The organism is Streptomyces sp. SAI-135, from assembly GCF_029893805.1.
Taxonomy (GTDB): domain Bacteria; phylum Actinomycetota; class Actinomycetes; order Streptomycetales; family Streptomycetaceae; genus Streptomyces.
This window is the reverse complement of record NZ_JARXYP010000002.1, coordinates 9,068,999-9,092,199: the sequence shown is the minus strand read 5'-3', so window position 1 is coordinate 9,092,199 and position 23,201 is coordinate 9,068,999. Positions and strand designations below refer to the sequence as shown.

Sequence of the window (23,201 nt, the reverse complement as noted above, 5' to 3'; positions counted from 1 at the left end):
GCGTCGTGCCGAATGCGCGGAGCGGCATGGTCCTCTGCCGTGCATCCGGTCAACGCCCGGCGTCGGCCCGCGTCAACGCGATGCCGCTTGCGAACACACGCGGGTGTGACACGGGCGGGAGTATGGTGGAAAAGACGAGGACTTTCCGTATGCCGGGGTCGGGACTGACTCACCCCGGGCCGCCGCCTCGTGTTCGGGTCTACCGGCCCACCTCCTTCCGCACCACGCCCCCCGTCCTCACAGGGCAGCCCGTGAGCCCGGCCGCGCCATCCGCATCCAGGCCGAGGAGTCACGTATGCCGCTCAGTCCGATCACGTCCACGACGGTCACACCGTCGTGGAACCATCCCGCCGCCCCAGGGCTACGAAAGGGACGTCCCCTTTCCCGGTGCTGTGCCTCCTCGCCCCCGCCCTGCTCTGGTTCGGCGAGAGCGGGCACAACCGCCACCACGCCGACCCCACCAGCGTTCACCGGGGGCTCGACCGCGGTGGGCTCGACCCATCGGCCGCCGTCGTCCGCCTCCTCGAACGCCCCGGCTGGGTGCACAACGTCCATCGGCCGAGTGCGGCCCGCGTCCCCGCCCTCCGCGCCTGACATCAACCATTCGTCCATGTACGGCAGTTGGCAGGAACTCTCATGACCACCGCGCTACAACCCCCGCTTCCCTCCCATCCCCTCCTGCGCCTGCGCCTGGCACCTCAGGGCGGCATGCCCCGCGCCATCGATGGAGCGTGGTGGCCCCGTTCGTACGACCTGCTCGCCGAACTACCCCGACTGCTCGCCGGGTTGCCGCCCGCGTGGGGCCATATCACCAGCGTCACGGTCAACGGGGCGACCTGGTCCGCGGTGCCCGGCCGGATGCTCGTCTCCAACCAGGTCATAAGGCTGCACAGGACCCTCACCGTCTCCGCCGCGCACACCATCGTCCTTCTCGCGCCCGGCCAGGGCCGCTGGGACCTGACGGTCGTGCCACCGAATACGACCGAGGAGGCCGCGGAACCGCTCATGGCGGCCGGGGCGGACGGTCCGGCGCGAGAACCTGTGAAGAAACCCCGATGTTGATCTTGTGGGTGCGGCCGGGGGTCAAGCGCGTAGGGCGGGCGATCCGGTGCGGACCGCGCTGCCCAGCGCGGACAGACAGGCCGATGCTGTACGGCCCCGTTCGCGGCACAGGTCATCTCCGGCGCCTTCAAGAACACGTTCGTCCCGGGCTCAGCGCCGGGGACTGGCACGGCGGCCGCCTTTGGCTGACCGGCCTCAAGTCTTCGGCGCCAGCCGGTCGGTACCGGTGTCGATGAGGATCTGTTCGGCTCGCGTGATGTTGTCGGCGCGGACGGCATCAGCCATCGCGGTGCGTGCCGCTTCGGGCGTCGCGTGCGGCGGGATGACGAGGAGCGAGAAGTAGTCCTGTTCGCCCCTGGTGACGAGGACGGTGTCGTCGCCGACCGGGAAGGAGTCGATGTGGATGATGCGGTCGTCGACTAGCAGTCGCGTCGGCAGCGCGTCCCAGGCTCCGGCGTCCAGGCCGACGCGCGTGAGGGGCCCGAGGTACTCGGTCAGTGCGGAGATCAGGGCAGGAAGTTCGGCTGCGATGTCACGGGAGCACGGCCACCACGCCCCGTCGAGAACGCCCCGCCGGTCATGCGTGGTCTGTAGCCGTACGACAGCCGTCCCCGGCTTCACCGCCTGGTGAACGGCGTCCGGCAGGAGCCTGGTCACACGCGGGGAACCGGAGTCGGACATGACACTCGCCTGTCTGCGAGGAAGACGACCTGACTTACTTCCTCCACGGTACTCCGCGGCCCGCAGCATCGGAAAGCTCGCTGGTCACGCGGGTCGGAGTAAGGTGAAAGATCCGGTCCACGGATCCATGCCCCTGCGGGAACAACGAGGTCGTCATGCAGCCCGAGGAAACTCCCCCCGACGGACACGCCGACGTACGTATCGTCGCCGCCTCCCCCGAGATCGCCCGCCGGGTCGCGGAGGTTCTGCGCCGCTGCTTCGCCGCCACGGAACAGCGCAGCTATCCCGCGGATGCCGAGGGAGGGACCCGCCTCGAGCTCACTGTAGACACCACCAGCGCGGCAGAACCGGCGCGGTCCTGGCTGGAGACCAGCCGCTCCTCGGGCAAGGACGGCCGCCGGGAGTGAGGGGATCTCCGGGAGCGGTCCATTCGGCCTCTTCGGGGAGTAGCGTGAACCCATCGGGAGCACTTCGCGCACCGGCCCCGATACCGGTGTCGTTCCTGGTGAGCAACGGCACCGGGCAACTGCTCACGCGCAGGGGCCCGGAGACGGGTTCGCACGATGTCCGCGATCACCGACCATCCCTCGCCGCGCGCCGTGCCCTTCAGGGCCCCGACCGCACGCCTCGCCCTCAGACCCATGAGCCCCTGCCCGGGACAGGTCGAGCTGGACGGCGCCTGGTGGCCCCACTCCCGTGACCTGAGCCACGAACTCCCTGCGCTGGCCGACGTACTGGACCCGCTGTGGGGGCGGATCACCCGTATCGCCGTCAATCCCCGCTACTGGCCGATCATCCCGCAACGGATCTTCGTCAACGGCCATGTAGTCAAGGTCGGTTGGTTCACCACACAGCTGGACCCGCACAAGATCCTGCTGCTGTCCGGAACGTCGGGCCGCTGGGATCTCCTGGTGATACCCCCGGAGGTCAGCGCCCCGTCGGCCGCCCGCCTGATGGCCGCCGCGAGTGCGAGCACCGCCCCGCAGCCGACCGCGACCGCTCTCATGACGGCGGAACTGGTCGACGCCCCCTCCACATCGGCCGACGCCGGCACCGGATGGCCCGACCGGCCGGCGGCGGTGGCGCAGCCATCCGCGCCACCGCCGCAGCCATGACGAGGCGGACTGGATCGCCTGGCCACCGCGTTGACACGAACCGTCGCCGGAGGCGGAGAGGCTGCACGGTGCCGGGCCATGCAACTCCGGAACACACGGCGAAGCATTCCGTCTCGCCCGGTTCCCCACGAGAATCCACCCACCGGACAACAGCGAAGGCCGGACATGACCGTTGCACGGAGCATCGGGAACCAGGCGCAGACGATGAAGGGCAGGATCACGCATGAGCTCGGCCGGGTCACCCGCAACAGGCGACTGCAACGCCGAGGCAGGAACGACCACGTCTCCGGAAGCCTGAAACAGGCCGCGGAGAAAATCAAGGACGCCTTCAGGCGGAACGGAAGCAGCCCCCGATGATGTACGACCAGACACGCGCCCAGCAGTCCGCCGGCCAGACTCCGGGTCCGGCCGGACGCCGCAGCCCGAGCCCGGAGCCGCTGCTCCCGTCGGACGAGCAGCACAAGATCGCCCACCGCCTCCGGCACGCCCTCAACACCTTCGCCGACACCCCGCTCGAGGCGCTGGAAGAGGCCGAGAGCGCCTACGACGAAGCCACCGCCCAACTCGTGAACGCCCTCGCGGAACGCCGGCGTCTCCTGCGCGCTGGCTGGCAGGACCAGGACCCCGACGCACAGTCCGAAGAACTTCGGCACGCACTGAGGCAGTACCGGGAGGTCACCCAGAGACTGCTCCACATCTAAGCGGCCACTACACCGCGGCGCGGCCAGGCACGGAGTACGGTTGACAGCACCGAGGGCATTTCGCACACCGGCTTCCACGCCGGGTCGTTCTCGGCGAGAGATGAAACCCGGGCCGCCGCAGAGGCGGCCCGGAGACGGGTCCTCATCATGTCGGCGACCTTGCACCCAACCCTGCCGCACCCCGAACCCGTCGCAACCCCAACAGCACGTCTCGCCCTGAAGACGGACGGCGCCCCACGCGGCCTCCTCGACGGTGCCTGGTGGCCGCGCTCCCGAGACCTGCTGAGTGAACTACCCGCGCTGACCGCGGTGCTGGACCCCTTGTGGGGCCGCATCACGCGCATCGCCGTCAACCCCGAGTACTGGCCGGTCATCCCGGGCCAGGTTCCCGTGGACGGCCACGTCGTCAAGGTCGGCTGGTTCACCCCGGAAATCGACCCGCACAAGCTGCTGCTGCTCTCCTACGGCACCGGCCGCTGGGACCTGCTGATCATCCCGCCAGAAGCCGGAGAGGTGTCTGCGGCCCGGCTGATGGCTGCGGCGTCCGACTACGACGGCCCGCCCGCGACCGCGAGCGCGCTCATCATCGCGGAAGAGGCCCGGCACGGCCTCGCGGCGACCGACGAGCCGCTGGACCCGAACGAGGCGTGGGAGTACGAGGGCGGCGCCTCGACGTCCGCGGCCGTCCCTCATCAGCCCAGTCCCCCCAGTCGCGCGATCGTCGGTAAGTGAGGCGGCCGCCGTGAACACCTTCCTGACGGCCGCTGCCTTCATCGTCCTCGTCGCAGCGGCGGCATACGTGATCCACCGGCTCAACATCGAGCATGCCGACAGGATCGCCGTGCACCGCTACAGCGCCGCCCTGCCCGACCGGCGCGGACGCGGCACGCCGCCACCCCCGGTGGAACCCGGCCGGTCCGAGTCGCCGACCTCCCGCGAGCGACGCGACCACCGCGACGGGGGCCGTGGCCGCTTCCCGCCGCGCCGCCGACGCAGCCCTACCACTCACCACAGGTGACCAGCCGGTTTCCCCACCAGGCCCCGAATCTGCGAGTGGCGGCCCGGGCCCATGAACCGAGGCATCATGACCCTTCCACAGCTGAACATCTACCGGCACGACCGGGGCGCGCGAGCACTGATCACCCTGGCCGGCAAGATCGACGCGGTCACCGCGCCCCAGGTGCGGACCGCCCTGGAGCGGTGCCTGGATGACGGCATCACCACCATCGACGTCGACCTGACCACCGTCGGCCTGTGCGACACCAGCGGCCTGCGGGTCTTCCTAGACGCGTCGCGGCACGCCGCCGAGACTCACACCTTCCTGCGACTGCACTACCCGTCCCCGCAGACCGCACGACTCCTCATGGACACCGGCTGCGATCGAGTGCTCCTCTGACGAACCGGCCTGGCCGGGCCAGTTGCGCAGAAGCCGCTTTGACGCGGCGGATAGTCCGGCACCCGGTGCCTGCCGCTACTGACCTTTACGGCGCGATGTCGTTGGGGGGACCACGTGTGATCGTCGCGGTATGCGAGGTGTGTGAGACATCCGCAGGGTGGTGGGCTGACGCTGAACGGCAGGCGTTTCGCGAGCGGATCCGGCTGGAGGCCGCGGAGCGATTCTCTGCCGGTGCGTCCAACGCCGAGGGCGCCAAGGACTTACGAGTGTGCGCTCGGTGCAGCGCCGGCGCCGGGCCTGACACGACGTCGGCACCGAGGGGCTGCGGTCTGCCGGGCCTGTGTCACAGCCCAAGCGAGCAGGAGCTCGCCAAGGGACCGGCCGCACACGGCCGGCCGGACCAGACCTGGACTCTGGCGCGGATCAGGACACTGATCGGGCGCCGGTTCCACAAGAGCATGACGCTGTCGGCGATCCCGCGGATGTTGCACCGGCACGGCTTCAGCCATCAGCTCCCGGCCCGCCGGGCAGTCAAGCGCGACGAGGAGGCCGTGGCAGGCTGGGGGAAGGAAACCTGGTCGCAGGTGGAAGGTCCGTGGCGGCGCTTGACGCGCCTGGCTGACACCCACGACTGGATCGGCTGTTACTTCTTGCCGGCCTACGCACCGGACCTCAAACCCCTCGAGGGCATCTGGTCGTTGCTGCGGCGCAGCAGCCAGGTCAACACCGCATTCACCGACTCCGACCACCTCATCAAGAAACTTCGGCACGGTCTTCGCCAGATCCAGTACCGCAGCAACCTCATCGACGGATGTCTCGCCGAAACAGGCCTCACCTTGACGACATCGTGTTCTGACCGAGCGTCAAAGATGCCCCGAGCCTGCTCTCGCGAGCGAGGCCGACTCGCCCATGGCACGATGCCCCCTCAGCCACACCACCATGGGGGAACCATGCGCACCACTGTCACGCTCGCGGCCACCGCCGCCGCGCTCCTCGCGCTCACCGCCTGCTCCCTGGGCGACGACAGCGCCGAACCAGCCCCGAGCACCTCCGCCACCGTCGAGGAGCCGACCACCACCCCGACCAACACTCCCGCGCTGGCAAACGACGAGGAGAACCTGGCACGCGTCGTGGACACGTACACGTCTCTGTACTTTGCAGGTGAGGGCGAGCCCGCCTACGTTTTCCTGTCAAAGCGCTGCAAGGCCAAGGCAGACCCGGCCGTATTCGAGGCGACGGTGGAGCAGGCCGCGAAGGACTACGGGCCCGACCACCCGGCAACGGACGTGCGCGCGACCGTCTCCGGGGACATGGGCCGCGTCTCCTACAGGGTGCAGGGGCTGCCGAGGTTCGACCAGCAGGCGCAGCCGTGGACGCGTGAGGGCGGCGACTGGAAGTACGACGCCTGCTGAACTGCACGTCCAGCCGGGCCAATGTCTGGTCAACTCTCGGGCAGCCGCGGGGTCTCGTGCCGGACAAACGGCCCCAGCCCACGAAAGACCAGGGCCGTACGCTCGCTGGTCAGGCCAGCTGCCAGCCGGACAACCGGCCGTCGCCGCCGACCGCGGCAACCAGCTGCTTGCCGGGCAGCTGTACGGCATCGAGGCCGACGGCCGACGCAATCTCCTCGGCTGCGTAGCGCTCCGGTTCGGCGCGCTCCTCGGGCGGGGCAGCGGCGACGATCTCCGCCTGGTCGCCGATCACCAGCAGCACCTGTACGTTCACACGCTCGGGAGTTGGCGAGCGTGAACTGCCGCAGGGTCCCGAAGTGGGCCTCGATCGGGTTGGCCCAGGAGGCGTTGGTCCGCTGCTTACGCTGGCGCAACGCCAACGCCCGACACCCCGATGTGCTGGCCGTCCAACGCCGCGAACGCGCCCACATCCGCAGTGAGAAGGGCATCCGCTGGGGAGGACGCCCACTCACCAACGCGGCATGATGGCGATACTTGAAGATCCCCACGAGCTTTTGGCCGTGACCGCGGACGTTGCGCCGGCCCCGGTCGGCGAGGAGGTCACCACTGGGTGATGAGCGGCGCGTCCGGTTCGTGCTGCCTCCAGTCTTCAGTGAGGCGGACGAGGCGGGCGGGGGCGGCGATGCCACGCACCGTTGCAATCCTGCCGCCTGTGATGTCGAACGTCACGGCGCCGATGACCTGGTCGCCGATCACGAAGAGGATGGCCGGGGCGCCGTTGACGAGCGCGTAGTGGACGGCGGGCGTGCCGCCGGCGAGCCGCCGTTTCGCGGGGGTGGGTTTGAAGCCGGCCCGTGCGACGGCGGCGATGCGCTGGGCGGTGTCGAACCGCAGCAGTTTCTCGGTCAGGCCGGCGCCGTCGGAGATCGCGGTGGCGTCGTCGGTGAGCAGCGCGACCAGACGTTCGGTATGGCCCGAGGAGGCTGCTGCGAGGAATTCCTCGACGATTCTGCGGGCGGATGCCGGATCGACTTCCTCTTCGCCGCGGCGGCGTGCACTGGTGATACGGCGTCGGGCCCGGTGGAGGTGTTGCTGACTTGCGGACTCGGTGAGGTCGAGGATCTCGGCGATCTCGGCGTGAGTGTGGGAGAACGCTTCGCGCAGGACGTAGACGGCCCGCTCGGCGGGTGACAGGCGTTCCATGAGCGCCAGTACGGCGAGGGAGACCGATTCGCGCTGCTCGAAGGTGTCGGCCGGCCCGAGCATCGGGTCGCCGTCGAGGAGCGGGTCGGGCAGCCAGGCACCCGCGGTGCGTTCGCGGCGTGCCTGCGCCGAGCGGAGCCGGTCCAGGCAGAGGTTGGTGACGACCTTGGTCAGCCATGCTTCCGGCACGATGATCCGCTGCCGGTCGGCGGCTTGCCAGTGCAAGAACGCGTCTTGCACGGCGTCCTCAGCATCGACGGCGGAGCCCAGCAACCGGTATGCCAGCGAGGCCAGCCTGTTGCGGCTGGCCTCGAACTGGCTGGTGTCGAAGCGGTCAGGAGCGGTGTTGTCCACGCAGATCACCCTAGGCGGCTACGCGCGGTGCCCTGTCGGCGGACGCATGCGGCGCAGCGGCCAGGCGGTGCTTGCGCTTGGGCAGGCCGAAGGTCGGGTGCGAGGTGGTCCACAACGACATCTTCAGGATGGCCGCCTTGATCCGCGCGGCCTTCCGGCCGCCCACGTACTTCGGCTTTGCCTGCCCTTCGTCGTCGACCATCTGCAAAATTCCGTCCCGCCGCCCGAGGCTGATGTGGTTGCCCAGGTACTCCAGCTTGGTGTTCGGGATCTTGCGGCCGGTCAGGTGTCCCACGATCGCGGCAGTGGCCTGCATGCCGGTGTAGCCGGCCGAAGCGCAGGACATCGGCAGCGGGCGGCCGTTGTCTCCGACGGCGTAGGCGCTGTCGCCGACGGCATAGACGTTGGGGTGCGAGAGGGACCGCATGGTGCGATCGACGACGATCCGACCGTTCTCGGTGACCTCCAGCCCGCCGGCGGCGGCGATGCGGCTGACCGCGAACCCGGCCGTCCACACGGTTGCGTCGGACGCCAGGGCGGTGCCGTCGGCACACAGCACCCGCGCCGCCTCGACGGCTTTGACCTCGGTGTGCTCCAGGACCGTGACGGCCAACCGGTCGCAAGCCTGACGCAGGTGGCTGCGGGCCCCGACGGAGAGGGGAGCGCCCAGCTCGCCGCGGGCCACCAACGCCACCGACAGGCCGGGCCGCGTTTCGGCGATCTCAGTGACGGTCTCGATGCCGGTCAACCCGTCGCCGACAACCAGCACACGTCCGCTTTCGCCCTGCCTGCCCAGGCTGTCCAGGCTGTCCAGGCGCTCACGCAGACGCAACGCCGAGGATCGGCTGGCGACGTCGAACCCGTGCTCGGCCGCACCGGGGACACCATGAGTGGCCCCGTGGCTGCCGAGCGCGTAGACAAGCGTGTCGTAGCCCAGCTCGCCCCCGCCGTCGGCGTCGGCCACGGCGACGACCTGGTGCTCGGGGTCGACAGCGGTGACACGGGCCAGGCGCAGCCGGACCCCCGTGCCCGCGAAGACGTCGGCGAGCTGGGGAGCGTCGATCTCCCGGCCGGCCGCGAGCTGGTGCAGGCGCAGCCGCTGGACGAAGTCCGGCTCGGCGTTGACCACGGTGATCTCGGTGTCCGCCGGGGACAACCGGCGGCCCAGGGTCCCGGCCACGTAGGACCCTGCATAGCCGGCGCCGAGGACGACGATGCGGTGCTTCATGTCTCGCTCCTGTCGGTTGGCTTGCTCTCGGCGACTTGAGCGGGACAGCCTCCCGATTCCTGACAGGAACTACATGTGACGTGGATCACAGGATGGGAGAAGCGATCCTCTGTCGGAGTCTCGGACCAAAGATCGTTAGTTCGGAGAACTCGGTGCACCCATGCAGTCGTCCGGCTATGGCACGTCAGCGAGCGCACTGTGACGGGTAGGCGAGCAGGCACCGATCGCCCCCCAGCACCAGACCGGCGTTCCGTACGACTGTGGCCCTGGAGCCTCTCTCCTTCACTCCCCGCTCTCCACGACAGCCCTAGCCAGGCGGCCGCTGTGTCGCTTTCGGCTCTGCATGGGGACACGTGCGGTCAGGCGCTGACTCTTCTCGGCCAGGGTGAGGTTGTCGTAGCGGACAGCTCTTGGCCGTCCGCGCAGCCGCGACCGCTATGGCCGGCCGCCACTCCAGGGATCCGCCTTGCGCGCCAGCTTCTTTGCCCGGCCGCGTACGTCCCCAGGGAGGCGGTGGAGGACCGTGCGGGCCGCCCGGCGCACGGGCGGAGCAGATGTGGTGCGCAGGTAGAGGTGGTGGGGAAGTGTGGCCCGGCCTGGTGGGCGGATGGAGAGGCGGAGGTGGCCGTCCGGGCCGTCCCAGACCGGAATCACCAGGTGGGGCGGGGTTCCGACCCTGGCCGAGCCGAAGCTGACACCGACTTCGGGGCCCGCACCGCTCGTTGTGTTGTCGCCTCGTGTCACGCGTGCTCTGCGGCCCACGCCGAGGAGTTGGGCGCTCGCCCACACGATGTGGGTGCCGGGTTCCATGGGCCGGCCACCGGCCAGGGTGAGGGGGTCGATGGGTGTTTCGCCGGTGAGTACGACGCGGTGGCGGCCCCCGCCGAGCGGCTGTGTCCGCGGGATCAGATCGGCGTCGGGGTACCACCACAGGTTCCGGGCCGTGTCGTGGACCAGGAGTTCACCGTGGGCGTGGCCCAGGGGGTGTGGGGCCTCCCAGCCCTCGGCGCCCTTGATGCCGGCCAGCAGGTCGGGGTCCAGGAGCATACGGCCGTAGCGTTCGACGAGGGTGAGGGGCTCACCGTCTGGGCGGCGCATGCCGAACGTGGTGGTGATGTGGAGTTGTCCGTCGCGCCAGCGGATGTCGTCGACGGTCAGTTCGGGCCTGATGTGCCGGGTGCGGCGGGCGAGTTCGACGAGGGAGTCCAGGTGTCCCTCCTCCAGCAGGTGTGCCCGCAGCCGGGTGAGGGCGGGCAGGCCGTCGCGGACACCGGGCGGATAGGCCTCGAGCGCCATGCGGCGCACCACGTCGAAGTAGCGTTCCAGGGCCTTGCCGGTGCGCTGCAGGACGCGGGGCTCGCCCACCGGGCGCAGGAGTTCCACGCGGTAGGAGCGGCGCAGCAGGTGGTCCTGGAGCGGGCCGGGCAGGGTGTCCTGCTTGATGGCGTCCACGACCGTGCGCAGGTGGCCGTAGTAGTCCTCCGGAGTGCTGCTACGGCTGCTGGTGTTGCCGCCGTCCTCGCGGCGGTTCCAGATGTAGCAGGGGTGGTCGGCGACGATGGAGACCGTCTTGGCCCGCACATAGGCGCGGGCCATGAAGAGCTGGTCCTCCAGCCGTACCGGGCCCTCGGGGAACCTGAGGTCGTGGTCGAGCAGGAAGTCACGGCGGAACATCTTGTGCGGGGTCAGGCTCTCCATCAGCGGCGCGTCCTCGACCGTGCAGCGCTCCACGGTGCGCTTGAAGACGTTGCTGGGGCCCGCCATGGTGCCGATGACCTTGCCCAGCACGATGTCGGAGTGGTTGCGGCCGGCCATGCGGTACAGGACTTCGAGGGCCTGGGGGGTCAGCTCGTCGTCCTGGTCCACGAACTGGACGTACTCCCCGCGTGCCTCCCGGACACCGACGTTGCGGGGCTTGCCGGGCCAGCCGGAGTTCTCCTGATGGACCACCCGCACATGCGGGTGCTCGGCAGCCAACTCCTCCAATCGCTCCGCGGAGCCGTCGGTCGAGCCGTCATCGACATAGACGATCTCGTACGCGTCCTCCCCCAGTGTCTGACGTAGCAGCGACGGCGCACACTTGTCGATATAGCGGCCCGCGTTGTAGACGGGCACCACGATGCTCACCTTGAGCATGAACGCTCCCCCAAACCGAGACAACGGACCATGCGTCTCGTTGTGCGTTGGACGTTCCGTTCCGACTTCCGAGAAGGCTGTCTCATCCGCAGCAATCGGTTAACCGCCTCCGGGAGTGCTTCCTGTTCAGTACGGCAGGGCGGCGCTGGGGCCGCGTATTGGGTCGTGATCAATGAATACCGCAGCTACGAGGCGGGTGCCGCTTCTATTGACCCGACTGCAGTACAGCCCAGCGGTCTGCGGCTGCTCGGCGCGGTCGCGAATGACCAAGAGCGGTGGCCACAATCGCGCCGTGCGTGTCGACGTAGACCGACTCGATCTCGGCGTCCCGCAGGCCGGCGATGCTGCCCCAGGTGGGCGGCGGGCTGCCCTCGGACGATGTCGAGCGGAGGACGGAGCCGCGTTTGCCCGGCAGGTTCTTCGGGTGCGGTGGCCTGCGCGCGTTAGGCAAGTTGCCAGCCGTTTGGCGGCCGAGCGGGCCGAGCAGGGCCCAGGCGTAGTCACGCATGCGCCGCCCCAGGTCGGCCTGCTCCCAAACGGCGCCCGAGGCGAAGGTCGTCGAGTGCACGGTCCCAGGTCGCGTCGGCAAGGTCGTCGATCACCCCTGGGAAGGCTGCCTTCGTCACAGGCCAGACAGCGAACCGCTGCTGGAGCACTGGACGCAGAAACCCCCCACAATGCCGCGGCCGTTCCCGCTACGACCCACACGACCCCAGGTCAGGACAACTCACCGCCACCAGACCCCGTTCCCAGCCAACACCCACCCCCACAGCTCACATCCCGCCCAGCACACCAGTTGCCCACCCCGGATCGACAGCGGCGTCGGCGTGCCGGCCGCGCTCACCCTTCTGCATCCCCCAGCAAGCCGCGTTCCTGGGCCAGCAGGGCTATCTGGAACCGGGTCCGTGCGCCCAGTTGTCTGCCCAGATCGCTGATATGGGTCTGCACGGTCCGGCGGCTGAGTCGCAAGGCGCGTGCGATGGCGTCGTCCTTCATGCCGGCGGCCATGAGGCGAAGGATGTCCCGCGTCCGGCTGTGCAGCGCGCCCTCTTGTCTTTCGGGTTTTGCGGTATGCGAAGCGGGGCTGTTTTCCAGCGAGAGGGGCACCGCACGCTCCCATACGCTTTCGAACAGGGCGGTCAGTACTTCGAGCAGCGTTGAGGAGTGCACGACGAGTGAGCCTGCGGCGGGATCGTCTTTGCGTAGCGGCATGATCGCCGCGACGCGGTCAAAGATGACCAGTTTCATGGGAATTCCGGGCAGTAGCCGCAGCTCCCCTTCCGTGGGGGCGCCCCCGAGAGCTGTTTGCAGGCATCCGTCGTCGGCCATTCCGTCGCTGTCGTACACAGACCGCAGCCGCACACCCGGACGGACCATGGCGCCCGCAGCGGTGGACGTGTCGGTGGGAGTGATCCGCCGGGTCACATACGGCGGTCTCGCAAAATGCAGCACCTCCTGCCGACTGCTCCGCAGAAGGTGGGCGTAGCGGGCGCCGACCTGTTCATCGCTCTCGACGACCTCGAAGAGATCCGAGGCGATCTGCCGTCCTGGGGCCATGCGATAGACCTCGTCGAGCTGTTCCGCGTACAGCTCCGCTCTGGCCAACTCCTGCCGTTTACGGGCCAGAAGGGCCCCCAGCGAGGAGCGGGGAGGGCCGGCGCTCCAGCGTGTGGGCTGTCCCTCGATGCGCACAGCCAGGAGTTCGGCCTCCAGGGACCGTAACGCGGTCCGGGCCGCCGTGGCTGAGACGCCGGTTCCTGCCGCAACCGCGTCCTCGTCAGCGCCCGGATGGCTGACCAGGTACTCCAGTGCCTGCCGGGCGAGTGAGCCAAGACCGGTGCCTGCCCACAACGCGTCTGAGGAGGACACGTCCATCAGCGACTCCTCGGAAGATCGGAACGAGATGCATGCCGATGCTACGCAAGTGCGCAACTGCGCGCGCCCGCAAGCGATGGATCTTGTCGGGTCCGGCTGCCGACGCCAGGATGATCAGAGGTCACTGGCGCGGTGGCCTCTGTTTCGACGACGTGTCCGGCCCGACAACCACAGCGACCGCCCCAGGGTTTGCACCCACTTCCCGGCAGCCTGTAAACAACGGAAAGCAATTGCCGTACTGAATAGGCCCTCGCAGTTCTTGAGCGATGGGCCCCCTTGGCATGGGAATTCATTTTCCGACCCGACGGGCCCTCCTTTCTCACAGCGAATCCTTACGACATGCACATGTAACACACAGGCTATTGTCAATTTCGCTTCGCGGTACGCCAATTGATTGCGGTGAATGTGAACCACCGTCATTCGCCGTCGACCGGGGTCGTGTACGAGTCGCCCCCTGCAAAGCGAACCGAGGAGTAACATTTTGCGCACCTCACCGAGAACCGGTTCGGCTTTACGCCGAAGAGCCGCCGCCTGCCTGACCGTGCTCAGCGCCGCCGCAATGACGCTCCTGGGCCTACAGCTCCCGGCCCACGCGGCGGCGCCACCCGCTTCATCGGCCTCAACGGCCTCAACGGCCAAGAAGAAGGCCGCCCTCGAACCCTCCTGCTCCACCCCCAAGAAGGGCGAGGCCGCATGCTTCGCCCTGCGCCGCACCGACACCAAGGCCCTCAAGGGCCTGTTGCCCGCCTCCGCAACCCCCAGCGGCTACGGCGCAGCCGACCTGCAGAGCGCCTACAGCCTTCCCGCCGACGGCGGCGCGGGCCAGACGATCGCCATCGTCGACGCCTATGACGACCCCACCGCCGAGGCCGACCTGGCCGTCTACCGCGAGCAGTACGGGCTGCCCGCCTGCACCACGGCGAACGGCTGCTTCAAGAAGGTCGACCAACGCGGCGGCACCGACTACCCCGCGCCCGACGCCGGCTGGGCCGGCGAGATCTCCCTCGATCTGGACATGGTCTCCGCGGCCGCGCCTAACGCGCACATCCTGCTCGTCGAGGCGGACCAGCCGAGCTTCGAGGACCTCGGGGCGGCCGTCGACCAGGCCGTCGCACTCGGCGCCAAATACGTCTCCAACTCCTACGGCACCAACTACGACAGCACCCCGGGCAGCGGTGAACTGCCGGACGAGACGACGTACGACGCCCACTACAACCACCCCGGTGTCGCCGTGGTCGCCTCCTCGGGCGACAGCGACTACGGGGTGGCCTACCCCGCCGTCTCCCCCTACGTGACCTCCGTCGGCGGCACCTCACTGGTCCGGGACTCCGGCACCGCACGCGGCTGGTCCGAGTCGGTCTGGAACCGCGACGGCTTCGGCCCGGGATCCGGCTGCTCCCTCTACGAGCCCAAGCCGGCCTTCCAGACGGACACCGGATGCGACAAGCGCACCGTCGCCGACGTCTCCGCCGTGGCCGACCCGGCCACCGGCGTCGCGGTCTACCAGACCTACGGCGGTGGCGGCTGGCAGGTGTACGGCGGCACCAGCGCCTCCTCACCCATCATCGCCGGCGCGTACGCGGCCGCCGGAACCCCCGTCGCGGGCACGTACCCCAACTCCTACCCGTACGCCTCCGAGACCGGTCTCAACGACGTGACCACCGGCAACAACGGCACCTGCACGCCCGCGTATCTGTGCACCGCCGGTGCCGGCTACGACGGCCCGACCGGCCTGGGCACCCCCGACGGGCTGGCCGCGTTCCGAAGCGGCCCGCACGGGAAGCTCTCCGGCACCGTCACCGACGACAGCACCGGCAAGCCGGTGGCCGGGGCCACCGTCACCACCCAGGGCGGCGGCACCGCGCACACCGCCGCCGACGGGACCTACTCGCTCGTCCTGCCGGTCGGCAGCTACGACATCAGCGTCGAAGCGTACGGTTACAGCACCGGCACTGCCTCCGGCGTGTCCCTCGGTGACGGCGACGTCCTCACCAAGAACTTCGCCCTCACCCCGGTCCCGACCCGGACAGTTTCCGGCAAGATCACCGACGGTTCCGGTCACGGCTGGCCGCTCTACGCCAAGATCACTGCGGACGGCGTCCCCGGCGGCCCGGTGTGGACCGACCCGCTCACCGGCGCCTTCGACATGCAGCTGCCCCAGGGCCACGACTACACCCTGCACGTGACCGCCGCCTACCCCGGCTACACATCACCCACCAAGAAGATCACCGTCGCGGACTCCGACCAGAGTCTGAACATCGCGGTTCCGATCGACCCGTGGGCGGCCACCGTGCCCGCCGGCTACTCGGTACGGGACGAGGGCACCACCGAGCCGTTCGACTCGACCGACTCCGCCCCGAAGGGCTGGAAGGTGGTCAACGCCGACGGGACGACCGGCGGCTGGACCTTCGACGACCCGGGCTCACGCTCCAACACCACCGGCGGCGACGGCGCCTTCGCCATCGTCGACAGCGACCACTACGGCGGCGGGGCGCACCAGGACTCGCAACTGCTCAGCCCCGTATACGACTTCAGCGACGACTCCGCACCCGAGATCGCCTTCGCCAACGACTACTGGGCCAGCGGGGGGCAGAGCGCGGACGTCGACGTGACCACCGACGGCGGCGCCACCTGGACCACGCTCTGGTCCGCCACCGGCACCACGTTCGGCGCGCAGAAGGTCGAGCTCCCGCTGACCGACTACGCCGGCAAGGCAGCGGTGCAACTCCGCTTCCACTTCACGGGGTCGTTCGGCTGGTGGTGGAAGGTCGACAACGTTTTCCTCGGCGATCGCCACGTCACGCCGCTCCCCGGCGGTCTGCTCACCGGCACCGTGACGGATGCCAACACCTCCACGGGTCTGGTCGGCGCCACGGTGAAGAACAAGGACGACGGCAAGCAGAGCACCGTCACCCTCGCCACCCCCGACGACCCCGAACTGGGCGACGGCGTCTACGCCCTGTTCTCCTCCCTCGGCAGCCACGGTTTCACCGCGGCGAAGCCGCACTACACCGGGCTCGACAAGACGGTGAAGGTGCGGGCCGACAGCGCGGTCGGCGCGGACTTCGCACTCGGCGCCGGGCAGGTGAAGCTGGACAAGACCTCCATCTCCGCGTCGGTCGGATGGGGCGAGCAGAGCACCAAGACCCTGACCGTCAAGAACACCGGCACGGCACCCGCCACCGTCGAACTCGGGGAGCAGTCCGGCGGGTTCAGCATCGAGTCCGCGAGCGGCGCCCCGCTGAAACTGGTCAAGGGCACCTACACCCCGCTGTCGAGCAAGACCGCCGCGGCCGCCGCGGGCGCGCTTGCCAAGGTGGCTCCGGGAGCCGCCGGTGACGCCTGGCAGGCGGCCCCCGACCTGCCGGTCGCGCTGATGGACAACGCTGTCGCCACCCACGACGGGAAGATCTACTCCGCCTTCGGCTTCAACGGCAGCGCCGACACCAAGGACATGTACGTCCTCGATCCGGTCGCCGGTACCTGGACCAAGCTGGCCGGCGCGGCGGACACCCGGGAGGATCCCGCCCACGGCTTCATCGGCGGCAAGTTCTACGCCGTCGGCGGCTGGGGACCCGGCGGCGACCCCGACTCCAAGCTGGAGATCTACGATCCGGGCAGTGACTCCTGGACCACCGGTGCCGCCTCACCCAAGCCGTACGCGGGCTCCGGCAGTGCCGTGCTCGACGGCAAGCTCTACGTGGTCGGCGGCTGCGGCACGGACACCTGCGGCACCGCGGACGTCACCGTCTACGACCCGGCCGCCGACAGCTGGTCCACGCTGGCCGCCTACCCGCAGCAGATCTCCTGGAGTTCCTGCGCCGGCATCGGCGGCAAGCTGTACTGCGCCGGCGGATTCAACGGCACCAGCGAGGTCAAGGACTCCTACGTCTACGACCCCGCCGCCAACGCCTGGTCACAGGTCGCCGACCTGCCCGTCGCCCTCTGGGGTTCCGCGTACACCTCCGCCAACGGCCTGCTCGTCACCGCGGGTGGTGTGACCGGGAACAGCATCACCAACCAGGGCTTCTCCTTCGACCCGAAGGCGGGCACCTGGACCGCCCTTCCCAACGCCGACCGCGCCACCTACCGCGGTGGCGGTGGGCTGGGCTTCTTCAAGGTCGGTGGCGGCGTCGCCCAGGCGACCCCCACGACAGCCGTGGAGGTGCTGCCGGGTTACGACCAGGGAGAGTCGAGCGACGTCAGCTGGTTGAGCGAGAGCGCGCAGCAGCTGACTCTTCAGCCCGGCAAGAGCTCGAAGGTGACGATCTCCCTGGACGCCTCCGTGGCCGAGGTGACCCAGCCGGGAGCCTTCACCGCCCAGCTGACCTTCAGCACCGACACTCCGTACTCCGTGCCCAGCCTCCCCGTCGAGATGCGCGTCGCGCCGCCCAGCACCTGGGGCAAGATCACCGGGACGGTACTGGGTGCCACCGCCGGTGGCGGCACCGCGCCGATCGCGGGGGCCACCGTCCAGATTGACACCTGGGCCACGAGCTACACCCTGACGACGGACGCCAGTGGCGGGTACGCCCTGTGGCTCGACGTCCGCAACAACCCGCTCACCGTCATCGCCGCCAAGGACGGCTTCCAGCCGACCGTCGCCACGGTGACGATCAAGAAGAAGTCCACTGTCACCAAGAACTTCACCCTCAAGAGAAAGTAGGCAGGTCCATCCGGAAGCCGGGGTGGCACGCTCCCGAACGGGGCAGGCCCACCCCGGCCTTCCGGCCTCTGGTGTTCAGGTCATCGATCTTGACGCCAGGGCCTGGGTTCATTTTTCAGAGTCTGGGGTTAGTCTGGATGCCATGGAAGCCATGTCACTGCCGGCGAACCGCTACTGTTCGATCGCCCGCACCCTCAGCGTGCTGGGACAGAAGTGGAATCTCCTGCTGCTCCGCGAGGCCTTCCTCGGCCGCACCCGTTTCGCCGAGTTCCAGCGCATCGGCATCCCCAACGCGACCCTGGGCCAGCGCCTGAACGACCTCGTGTGCGCCGGGCTCATGGAGCGCGTGACGTATCAGGAAGACGGGGAGCGCAGCCGCGAGGCGTACGTCCTCACGGACGCCGGCCGCGACGTGTTGCCGATTCTGGCCGCCCTCAGCGCATGGGGGGACCGTCACCTCCCGCAAGAGACGGGCCAGGGAGTCCTGTACACGGCAGACGACGAACGCCCGGTGCATCTCGAATTCCGGGACCCGGACGGCGAGTTCGTCGACCAGGGCGCTGTTTCGATCATTCGGGGCCCGGCCTATTACGCCGCCCTTGCCGCCGCCGATCGGTCGTCCGACGGAGCCGGCGGCATCGACCTTGTCAGTTAGGAACGCACCATGCCCACCAGCGGCCCGCTTGCCTACGACGTCCTCGTCGCAGACCCGATCCCGCAGAACGTCACGGACCTGGTTCCCAACGGGGACCGGCGGATGTTCTCGCCCCTGTCCGTCACCCTCATCCATGGCGAGCAGGACGCCGTCCTGGTCGATCCGCCACTGACCTCCGTCCAGGCGCAGGAAGTGGGTGACTGGGTGGAGGACACCGGCAAGAACCTGACCCACATCTTTGCGACCCATGGTCACGGTGACCACTGGTTCACGGCCGGCGTCCTGGCGGAGCGATTCGGCGCGCAGGTGGTCGCCTCCGAGGGCACCATCGCGCAGATGCACCGCAACGTCTCCATCCGCCCGCACTTCTGGGACGCGCTCTTCCCCGGACAGATCCCGGACGCTCCGGTCACGGCCGTCACCGTGCCCGGAAACCGGTTCACCCTGGAAGGCCATGACCTGCACATCGTGGAAGTCGGCCACAGCGACACGGACGAGACCAGTGTTCTGCACGTACCCGACCTCGAGCTGGTCGTGGCCGGCGACGTCATCTACAACGGCGTGCACCAGTACCTCGCCGAGTCCGCGAACGGCGGCCGCGACGCCTGGCGAAAGGCCATCACCGTCGTCGAGGGCCTGCGGCCGCGCCGGATCGTGACCGGCCACAAGAACAAGGAACGCGACGACGACGCCGAGCGCGCCATCGCCGAGACCCGGCTCTACCTCGACACCGTCGACGAGCTTCTCGCCAAGCACGAGGAACCGCTCGGCTTCTTCAACGCCATGCTGGAACGCTTCCCCGAGCGCCTGAACCCGGGCGCTCTCTGGGGAGGCGCTGTCGCCCTGTACAGGTAACGCGCACGACGGCGGCGATCTCACCCCTACGGGGTGGGAAGCAATAGCCGGTAAGCCAACAGACACAGCCTCTGAACTGCGAATATTCCGCGTACAGCCTGCTCGATGCGCTCGAGGTTGCGCCGGACGGCGTGCGGACGCCGTCGAGCCAGGCGCGCATGGTGCGGTCGGTGACGGTCAGCCCGTCCGCGCGGGTCGCCGCCCGGGCACGGGGGGGCGCAGGTGAGGTAGTGCAAGCGGGCCAGGAGCCCGCGCCGGGCGGTGACGGGGGTGCGATGTAGCCAGCCAGCGCGTCTGCCACGGCAATCTGCCGGTACGCGAAGCGGTCAGCCCCTGAGCCGCAAGACAGTGACCCGACCACGGTTGCACCCGGCCACGACGATGCCCGGCACCGTCGGTCTACCAGGCACAGGCAGGCGGCCGCTGCCCCGCGTATGGGCGGCCATGTAATCAAGCGCTGCGTGACTGCCGTGCTGCCGTGTTCTTCGCCCGGTCACCAATGCGGTGGCCGAGGGCGTCGTCGCGGGAAGCCGCGGCGACTGGCGGAGGCTTCCGGGATGGGGTGGCCAGGTCAAGAGGTGGGCAACGGGGCCGGCAGCATGCCAGGCGGCGGAACCGTACGGTGCAGATGACGCTCGCCACCAACTGGCCTCCGCATCGTGATCAGCCGGGGCGGGGAGAGTCCTCCCTTTCGGTGGCGGGCTCTGTCCGCAGAGGGTCGCATGTCCGGCGCGTGCTGGAGAACGCGGCAGCTTGGCCAGAGCTGTCTAGTTCGTCTGCCGCCTCCGGGGGCTGCCGCGTCCGGCCGCGGGGGCCAGCCGCCCTCGTCTGCGGGGTGGGGCAGGGCGAGCGTCGACTCGAAGCCGAGGTCGGAACTCGCGCGGGACGGTATGCCGACCGCTTTCCAGGGGCGTAGCGTTTTCCTTGGGGCAAGCCCGGCATGAGCGAATCACGTATCCCGGGGCATACCGGACCGCCCGGCCGTTCCTGAATTCGCCCGGGATGCTGGAGGTGCTTCGTGACCAGCGCGGGCGATCCGGCCGCCGCCGGTAGCGGCGAACTGGATGCCGTGTTCGCGGAGACGGTGCGCCGAACCGGTGCGTCCATCGGCGCTCTGTACCTGCTCACGCTGGATGAACGGGTATTGCGACTGGACGTGCTGTGCGGGGCGCCACCCGAATTCGCCGCACCGTGGGCGAGGATTCCGATGGCCGCTCCGGCACCGGTGGCCGTCGCGGTCCGCGAGAACCGCATGGTGTGGGTCGGCAGCCAGGAAGAGATGGTCCGCGCCTATCCGCGCACCTCGGTGGTGCTGCCCTACCCGCTGGCCCTCGTCGCCGCGCCAGTGGACGACGGTCGGCCTTGGGGAGCGCTGCTGCTCATGTGGCCGGCCACTCGTCCGCCGTACATGACCGACCGGGAGCGGGGCCACATCTCGTCGAGTTGCCGACGCCTGGCCCGGCTGTTGGAGGAAGCCGCCGCTCACGGAAAGTCCCCCTCCGGCGACGAACGGCCTCGTGTCGTCCCCGTCGAGCGCCGACCCGGGAGCCCCACGATTGCCGCCGCCGACTTCGCGGAGCGCCTGCCCGGTGGAAGCTGCGCGCTGAACCTGGAGGGGCAGTTCACCTACCTCAGCTCCGGCGCCTGCGACCTGCTGGGCTCTGAAGCCGACCGGCTGCTGGGCACCCTGCCGTGGCAGTCGTTGCGCTGGCTGGACGATCCCACCTACGAGGACCGTTACCGAGCTGCGGTGATCAGTCGCGAGCCCGTCTCGTTCACCGCGTGCCGCCCACCGGACCAGTGGCTGGACTTCCACCTCTTCCCGGACGCCAGCGGCATCAGCGTCCGCATCGTCCCCAGCGGTGCCCAGCCGCTGCCGTCACCGGCGCCCCAGCGCACCACGCGGACCGTCACGCCGGCCGGTACAGCGCGGCTGTACCAACTCACTCACCTGGCTGCGGGGCTGACCGAAGTCGTCGGCGTCCAGGATGTCATCGCCCTGATCGCGGACCAGATCATGCCCGCCTTCGGCGCCCAGGGACTCGTCGTGTCAACGGCCGACGCCGGCCGGCTGCGGATCACCGGCCACCGCGGCTACGAGCCCCACGTCATCGAGCGCCTCGACGGCCTGCCCCTCGACACCGACTTCACCCCCGCCGGGCATGCCCTCGCCAGCGGTATCCCCGCATTCTTCGCCGACCAGGAGGAGATGCGCCGCATCTACCCCCAGGCTCCGCACGTCAGCGGGAAGCAGGCGTGGGCCTTTCTGCCCCTGATCATCTCCGGCAGGCCCGTCGGCTGCTGCATCCTGTCCTACGACCGACCTCACACATTCCCGGCCGAGGAACGCGCCGTCCTGACATCGCTCGCCGGCCTCATCGCCCAGGCCCTGGACCGAGCCCGCCTCTACGACGCCAAACACGAGCTCGCCCATGGACTCCAGCAGGCCCTGCTGCCACGCGTCCTTCCCCAGGTCGACGGATTGCGCGTAGCCGCCCGCTACCTGCCCGCGACCCGGGGCATGGACATCGGCGGAGACTTCTACGACCTGATCCGCCTCGGTGACACGGCCGCCGCGGCCGTCATCGGGGACGTCCAGGGACACAACGTCGCCGCCGCCGCCCTGATGGGCCAGGTCCGTACCGCTGTCCACGCGCACGCGACCCTCGGCACACCCCCCGACCAGGTCCTCGCCCGAACCAACAGGCTCCTCACCGACCTGGCACCCGAGCTCTTCACCAGCTGCCTCTACGCCCACTTCGACTTCACCCGCCGACGCGTGTGCCTGGCCAGCGCCGGCCACCCGCCCCCGCTCCTGCGGTGGCCCGATCGTGACACCCGACCCGCCGTCGTTGCACCAGGACCACTCCTGGGAGTCGATCCCGACGCCGACTTTCCCCTGACCGAGATCCAGCTGACTCCTGGCCTGATGCTCGTCTTCTTCACCGACGGCCTCGTCGAAAGGCCCGGAGTCGATCTCGACGACTCCTTCAACCGCCTGGCACACCACCTCGCCCAAGCCGACGAGCGGGACCTGGACCTGCTCATCGACGACCTGCTCAGCAAGGCCGGAACAGCCGGGCAGCGCACCGACGACGTCGCCATCCTGGTACTGCACGACGGATCCTGAACGACCTGCCTGAGCACCGCACCTCCGCGCGAGCCATCGCCCACACGCCCTGCACTGGATCCCGGTGTGCAGCACGTACAAGATCCCGCATAGCGCAGCACAGCACCGCACCGCCCGGTCCGGCAACGGCGAGTACCTGCGAGCGTGGCGCCTGACGACGGGATGATGCCTGCATGTTCCTCTCCCCAGTTGCCGGCGCGGTGATCGTGCGCTCTGGCCGTCTCCTCCTGATGCGCCGTGCCTCCCCGGTGGGTGCCCTGTTGTGGACGTTCCCGTCGGGGAAGGTCGAGCCGGGCGAGTCCGCGAGCGAGGCCGCGGTGCGTGAGGCCGGTGAGGAGGTGGGTGTGTCGGTGGCGCCGATGGTGGTGCTGGGGTCGCGGGTGCATCCATTGTCGGGTCGGCGGGTCGTGTATGTGGCGTGCCGGCTGGTGGGCGGAGAGGCGCACGCCGCGTCGGCACGGGAGGTCGCGGAGGTGGCGTGGGTGGACGGCGGCCGCCTGGCCGAGCTGGTGCCGGGCGGGCTGTACGGGCCGGTGCAGGCGTGGGTCAACGGGCGACTGGCTGGTGCTTCTGCGCCCGCATCGGTGTACCGCGGGGCGGCAGTCGCGGTCCACTGACTGGCTGCCACTGTCGAGTGTTTGTACGGATCCCGGTCAGGTGTGGATCGAAACTTGGCCGAAAACATGCGCGGAACAAGGCGCCCACGCGCCCCGGGGACGGGTGAGGGGCCCA

Annotated in this window: 20 protein-coding genes and 4 pseudogenes; 16 read left to right on the top strand and 8 right to left on the bottom strand. The window is 69.4% G+C overall.

The window, feature by feature from the left end; all coding sequences use genetic code 11:
- The first annotated feature begins 387 nt into the window (after positions 1-387).
- Complete coding sequence (locus tag M2163_RS45660) at positions 388-594, top strand: hypothetical protein (RefSeq protein ID WP_348541364.1); 207 nt, start codon at positions 388-390, stop codon at positions 592-594.
- A 42-nt stretch (positions 595-636) separates the two neighbouring features.
- The gene (locus M2163_RS45655; protein ID WP_280846938.1) at positions 637-1,062 is read left to right on the top strand and encodes a DUF5994 family protein; all 426 of its coding nucleotides are present in this window, start codon (positions 637-639) and stop codon (positions 1,060-1,062) included.
- 195 nt (positions 1,063-1,257) lie between these two features.
- Here the strand turns inward: M2163_RS45655 and M2163_RS45650 are convergent, their stop codons facing one another.
- The gene (locus M2163_RS45650) at positions 1,258-1,743 is read right to left on the bottom strand and encodes a DUF5994 family protein (protein WP_280846939.1); all 486 of its coding nucleotides are present in this window, start codon (positions 1,741-1,743) and stop codon (positions 1,258-1,260) included.
- Positions 1,744-1,898: 155 nt separating this feature from the next.
- Between M2163_RS45650 and M2163_RS45645 the strand changes: the two genes are divergently transcribed.
- The 8 genes and pseudogenes from M2163_RS45645 to M2163_RS45610 form a co-directional block, all read left to right on the top strand.
- Positions 1,899-2,150, top strand: a complete 252-nt coding sequence (locus M2163_RS45645) for a hypothetical protein (protein ID WP_280846940.1) — start codon at positions 1,899-1,901, stop codon at positions 2,148-2,150.
- 156 nt (positions 2,151-2,306) lie between these two features.
- Entirely contained in the window at positions 2,307-2,858 is a 552-nt protein-coding gene (locus tag M2163_RS45640; RefSeq protein WP_280897103.1) for a DUF5994 family protein, read from the top strand.
- A gap of 353 nt (positions 2,859-3,211) precedes the next feature.
- Positions 3,212-3,559 carry a hypothetical protein gene (locus tag M2163_RS45635; RefSeq protein ID WP_280897102.1) on the top strand — a complete coding sequence of 116 codons (348 nt, stop codon included), beginning with the start codon at positions 3,212-3,214 and terminating at the stop codon, positions 3,557-3,559.
- Positions 3,560-3,706: 147 nt separating this feature from the next.
- Complete coding sequence (locus M2163_RS45630; RefSeq protein ID WP_280897101.1) at positions 3,707-4,291, top strand: DUF5994 family protein; 585 nt, start codon at positions 3,707-3,709, stop codon at positions 4,289-4,291.
- A 10-nt stretch (positions 4,292-4,301) separates the two neighbouring features.
- A complete protein-coding gene (locus M2163_RS45625) occupies positions 4,302-4,577 on the top strand; it encodes a hypothetical protein (RefSeq protein ID WP_280846945.1) in 276 nt (91 codons plus the stop codon).
- Positions 4,578-4,643: 66 nt separating this feature from the next.
- Positions 4,644-4,955, top strand: coding sequence for an STAS domain-containing protein (locus M2163_RS45620; RefSeq protein WP_280897099.1), 312 nt, complete (start codon positions 4,644-4,646; stop codon positions 4,953-4,955).
- Between the two features lie 95 nt (positions 4,956-5,050).
- Positions 5,051-5,470 (top strand): annotated as a pseudogene (locus tag M2163_RS46695) (winged helix-turn-helix domain-containing protein); the annotation flags it as partial.
- A gap of 105 nt (positions 5,471-5,575) precedes the next feature.
- Positions 5,576-5,800 (top strand): annotated as a pseudogene (locus tag M2163_RS45610) (IS630 family transposase); the annotation flags it as partial.
- A gap of 676 nt (positions 5,801-6,476) precedes the next feature.
- Here M2163_RS45610 and M2163_RS45605 read toward each other — a convergent pair.
- Complete coding sequence (locus tag M2163_RS45605) at positions 6,477-6,680, bottom strand: hypothetical protein (protein WP_280897098.1); 204 nt, start codon at positions 6,678-6,680, stop codon at positions 6,477-6,479.
- Between the two features lie 86 nt (positions 6,681-6,766).
- Here M2163_RS45605 and M2163_RS45600 point away from each other — a divergent pair.
- A pseudogene (locus M2163_RS45600) lies at positions 6,767-6,892 on the top strand (IS630 family transposase); the annotation flags it as partial.
- 75 nt (positions 6,893-6,967) lie between these two features.
- On the opposite strand, the gene M2163_RS45595 reads toward M2163_RS45600, so the two are convergent.
- The 5 genes from M2163_RS45595 to M2163_RS45575 all read right to left on the bottom strand — a co-directional run bounded on the left by M2163_RS45595 (position 6,968) and on the right by M2163_RS45575 (position 13,163).
- Positions 6,968-7,924, bottom strand: coding sequence for a sigma-70 family RNA polymerase sigma factor (locus M2163_RS45595; RefSeq protein ID WP_280897097.1), 957 nt, complete (start codon positions 7,922-7,924; stop codon positions 6,968-6,970).
- A 10-nt stretch (positions 7,925-7,934) separates the two neighbouring features.
- The gene (locus M2163_RS45590; RefSeq protein WP_280897096.1) at positions 7,935-9,152 is read right to left on the bottom strand and encodes an FAD-dependent oxidoreductase; all 1,218 of its coding nucleotides are present in this window, start codon (positions 9,150-9,152) and stop codon (positions 7,935-7,937) included.
- Between the two features lie 435 nt (positions 9,153-9,587).
- Positions 9,588-11,288 (bottom strand): glycosyltransferase, encoded by a 1,701-nt coding sequence (locus M2163_RS45585; RefSeq protein ID WP_280897095.1) that lies wholly within the window; start codon positions 11,286-11,288, stop codon positions 9,588-9,590.
- Between the two features lie 205 nt (positions 11,289-11,493).
- Entirely contained in the window at positions 11,494-11,856 is a 363-nt protein-coding gene (locus M2163_RS45580; protein WP_280897094.1) for a hypothetical protein, read from the bottom strand.
- A 272-nt stretch (positions 11,857-12,128) separates the two neighbouring features.
- Positions 12,129-13,163: a LuxR C-terminal-related transcriptional regulator gene (locus tag M2163_RS45575; protein ID WP_280897093.1), complete on the bottom strand. Its 1,035-nt coding sequence runs from the start codon at positions 13,161-13,163 to the stop codon at positions 12,129-12,131.
- A gap of 559 nt (positions 13,164-13,722) precedes the next feature.
- Here M2163_RS45575 and M2163_RS45570 point away from each other — a divergent pair.
- The 3 genes from M2163_RS45570 (at position 13,723) to M2163_RS45560 (ending at position 19,339) form a co-directional block, all read left to right on the top strand.
- Positions 13,723-17,829, top strand: coding sequence for a carboxypeptidase regulatory-like domain-containing protein (locus tag M2163_RS45570; protein WP_280897092.1), 4,107 nt, complete (start codon positions 13,723-13,725; stop codon positions 17,827-17,829).
- Between the two features lie 142 nt (positions 17,830-17,971).
- On the top strand, positions 17,972-18,484 hold the full coding sequence (locus tag M2163_RS45565) for a helix-turn-helix domain-containing protein (protein WP_280897091.1): 513 nt from the start codon (positions 17,972-17,974) through the stop codon (positions 18,482-18,484).
- A 9-nt stretch (positions 18,485-18,493) separates the two neighbouring features.
- Positions 18,494-19,339 carry an MBL fold metallo-hydrolase gene (locus tag M2163_RS45560; RefSeq protein WP_280897090.1) on the top strand — a complete coding sequence of 282 codons (846 nt, stop codon included), beginning with the start codon at positions 18,494-18,496 and terminating at the stop codon, positions 19,337-19,339.
- An 89-nt stretch (positions 19,340-19,428) separates the two neighbouring features.
- Here the strand turns inward: M2163_RS45560 and M2163_RS45555 are convergent.
- Positions 19,429-19,688, bottom strand: a pseudogene (locus tag M2163_RS45555) (hypothetical protein); the annotation flags it as partial.
- A gap of 669 nt (positions 19,689-20,357) precedes the next feature.
- On the opposite strand from M2163_RS45555, the gene M2163_RS45550 reads away from it, so the two are divergent.
- Together M2163_RS45550 and M2163_RS45545 are read left to right on the top strand one after the other, a co-directional pair.
- Positions 20,358-22,469: a SpoIIE family protein phosphatase gene (locus tag M2163_RS45550; RefSeq protein WP_280897089.1), complete on the top strand. Its 2,112-nt coding sequence runs from the start codon at positions 20,358-20,360 to the stop codon at positions 22,467-22,469.
- A gap of 173 nt (positions 22,470-22,642) precedes the next feature.
- A complete protein-coding gene (locus tag M2163_RS45545) occupies positions 22,643-23,086 on the top strand; it encodes an NUDIX domain-containing protein (protein WP_280897088.1) in 444 nt (147 codons plus the stop codon).
- The last annotated feature ends 115 nt before the right edge of the window (positions 23,087-23,201 follow it).

Coding starts and splice junctions, on each gene's coding strand:
- M2163_RS45545 (WP_280897088.1), top strand. CDS start 22,643: ATGTTCCTCTCCCCAGTTGCCGGCGCGGTGATCGTGCGCTCTGGCCGT.
- M2163_RS45560 (WP_280897090.1), top strand. CDS start 18,494: ATGCCCACCAGCGGCCCGCTTGCCTACGACGTCCTCGTCGCAGACCCG.
- M2163_RS45585 (WP_280897095.1), bottom strand. CDS start 11,288: ATGCTCAAGGTGAGCATCGTGGTGCCCGTCTACAACGCGGGCCGCTAT.
- M2163_RS45590 (WP_280897096.1), bottom strand. CDS start 9,152: ATGAAGCACCGCATCGTCGTCCTCGGCGCCGGCTATGCAGGGTCCTAC.
- M2163_RS45655 (WP_280846938.1), top strand. CDS start 637: ATGACCACCGCGCTACAACCCCCGCTTCCCTCCCATCCCCTCCTGCGC.
- M2163_RS45620 (WP_280897099.1), top strand. CDS start 4,644: ATGACCCTTCCACAGCTGAACATCTACCGGCACGACCGGGGCGCGCGA.
- M2163_RS45645 (WP_280846940.1), top strand. CDS start 1,899: ATGCAGCCCGAGGAAACTCCCCCCGACGGACACGCCGACGTACGTATC.
- M2163_RS45650 (WP_280846939.1), bottom strand. CDS start 1,743: ATGTCCGACTCCGGTTCCCCGCGTGTGACCAGGCTCCTGCCGGACGCC.
- M2163_RS45565 (WP_280897091.1), top strand. CDS start 17,972: ATGGAAGCCATGTCACTGCCGGCGAACCGCTACTGTTCGATCGCCCGC.
- M2163_RS45630 (WP_280897101.1), top strand. CDS start 3,707: ATGTCGGCGACCTTGCACCCAACCCTGCCGCACCCCGAACCCGTCGCA.
- M2163_RS45635 (WP_280897102.1), top strand. CDS start 3,212: ATGATGTACGACCAGACACGCGCCCAGCAGTCCGCCGGCCAGACTCCG.
- M2163_RS45640 (WP_280897103.1), top strand. CDS start 2,307: ATGTCCGCGATCACCGACCATCCCTCGCCGCGCGCCGTGCCCTTCAGG.
- M2163_RS45570 (WP_280897092.1), top strand. CDS start 13,723: ATGACGCTCCTGGGCCTACAGCTCCCGGCCCACGCGGCGGCGCCACCC.
- M2163_RS45575 (WP_280897093.1), bottom strand. CDS start 13,163: ATGGACGTGTCCTCCTCAGACGCGTTGTGGGCAGGCACCGGTCTTGGC.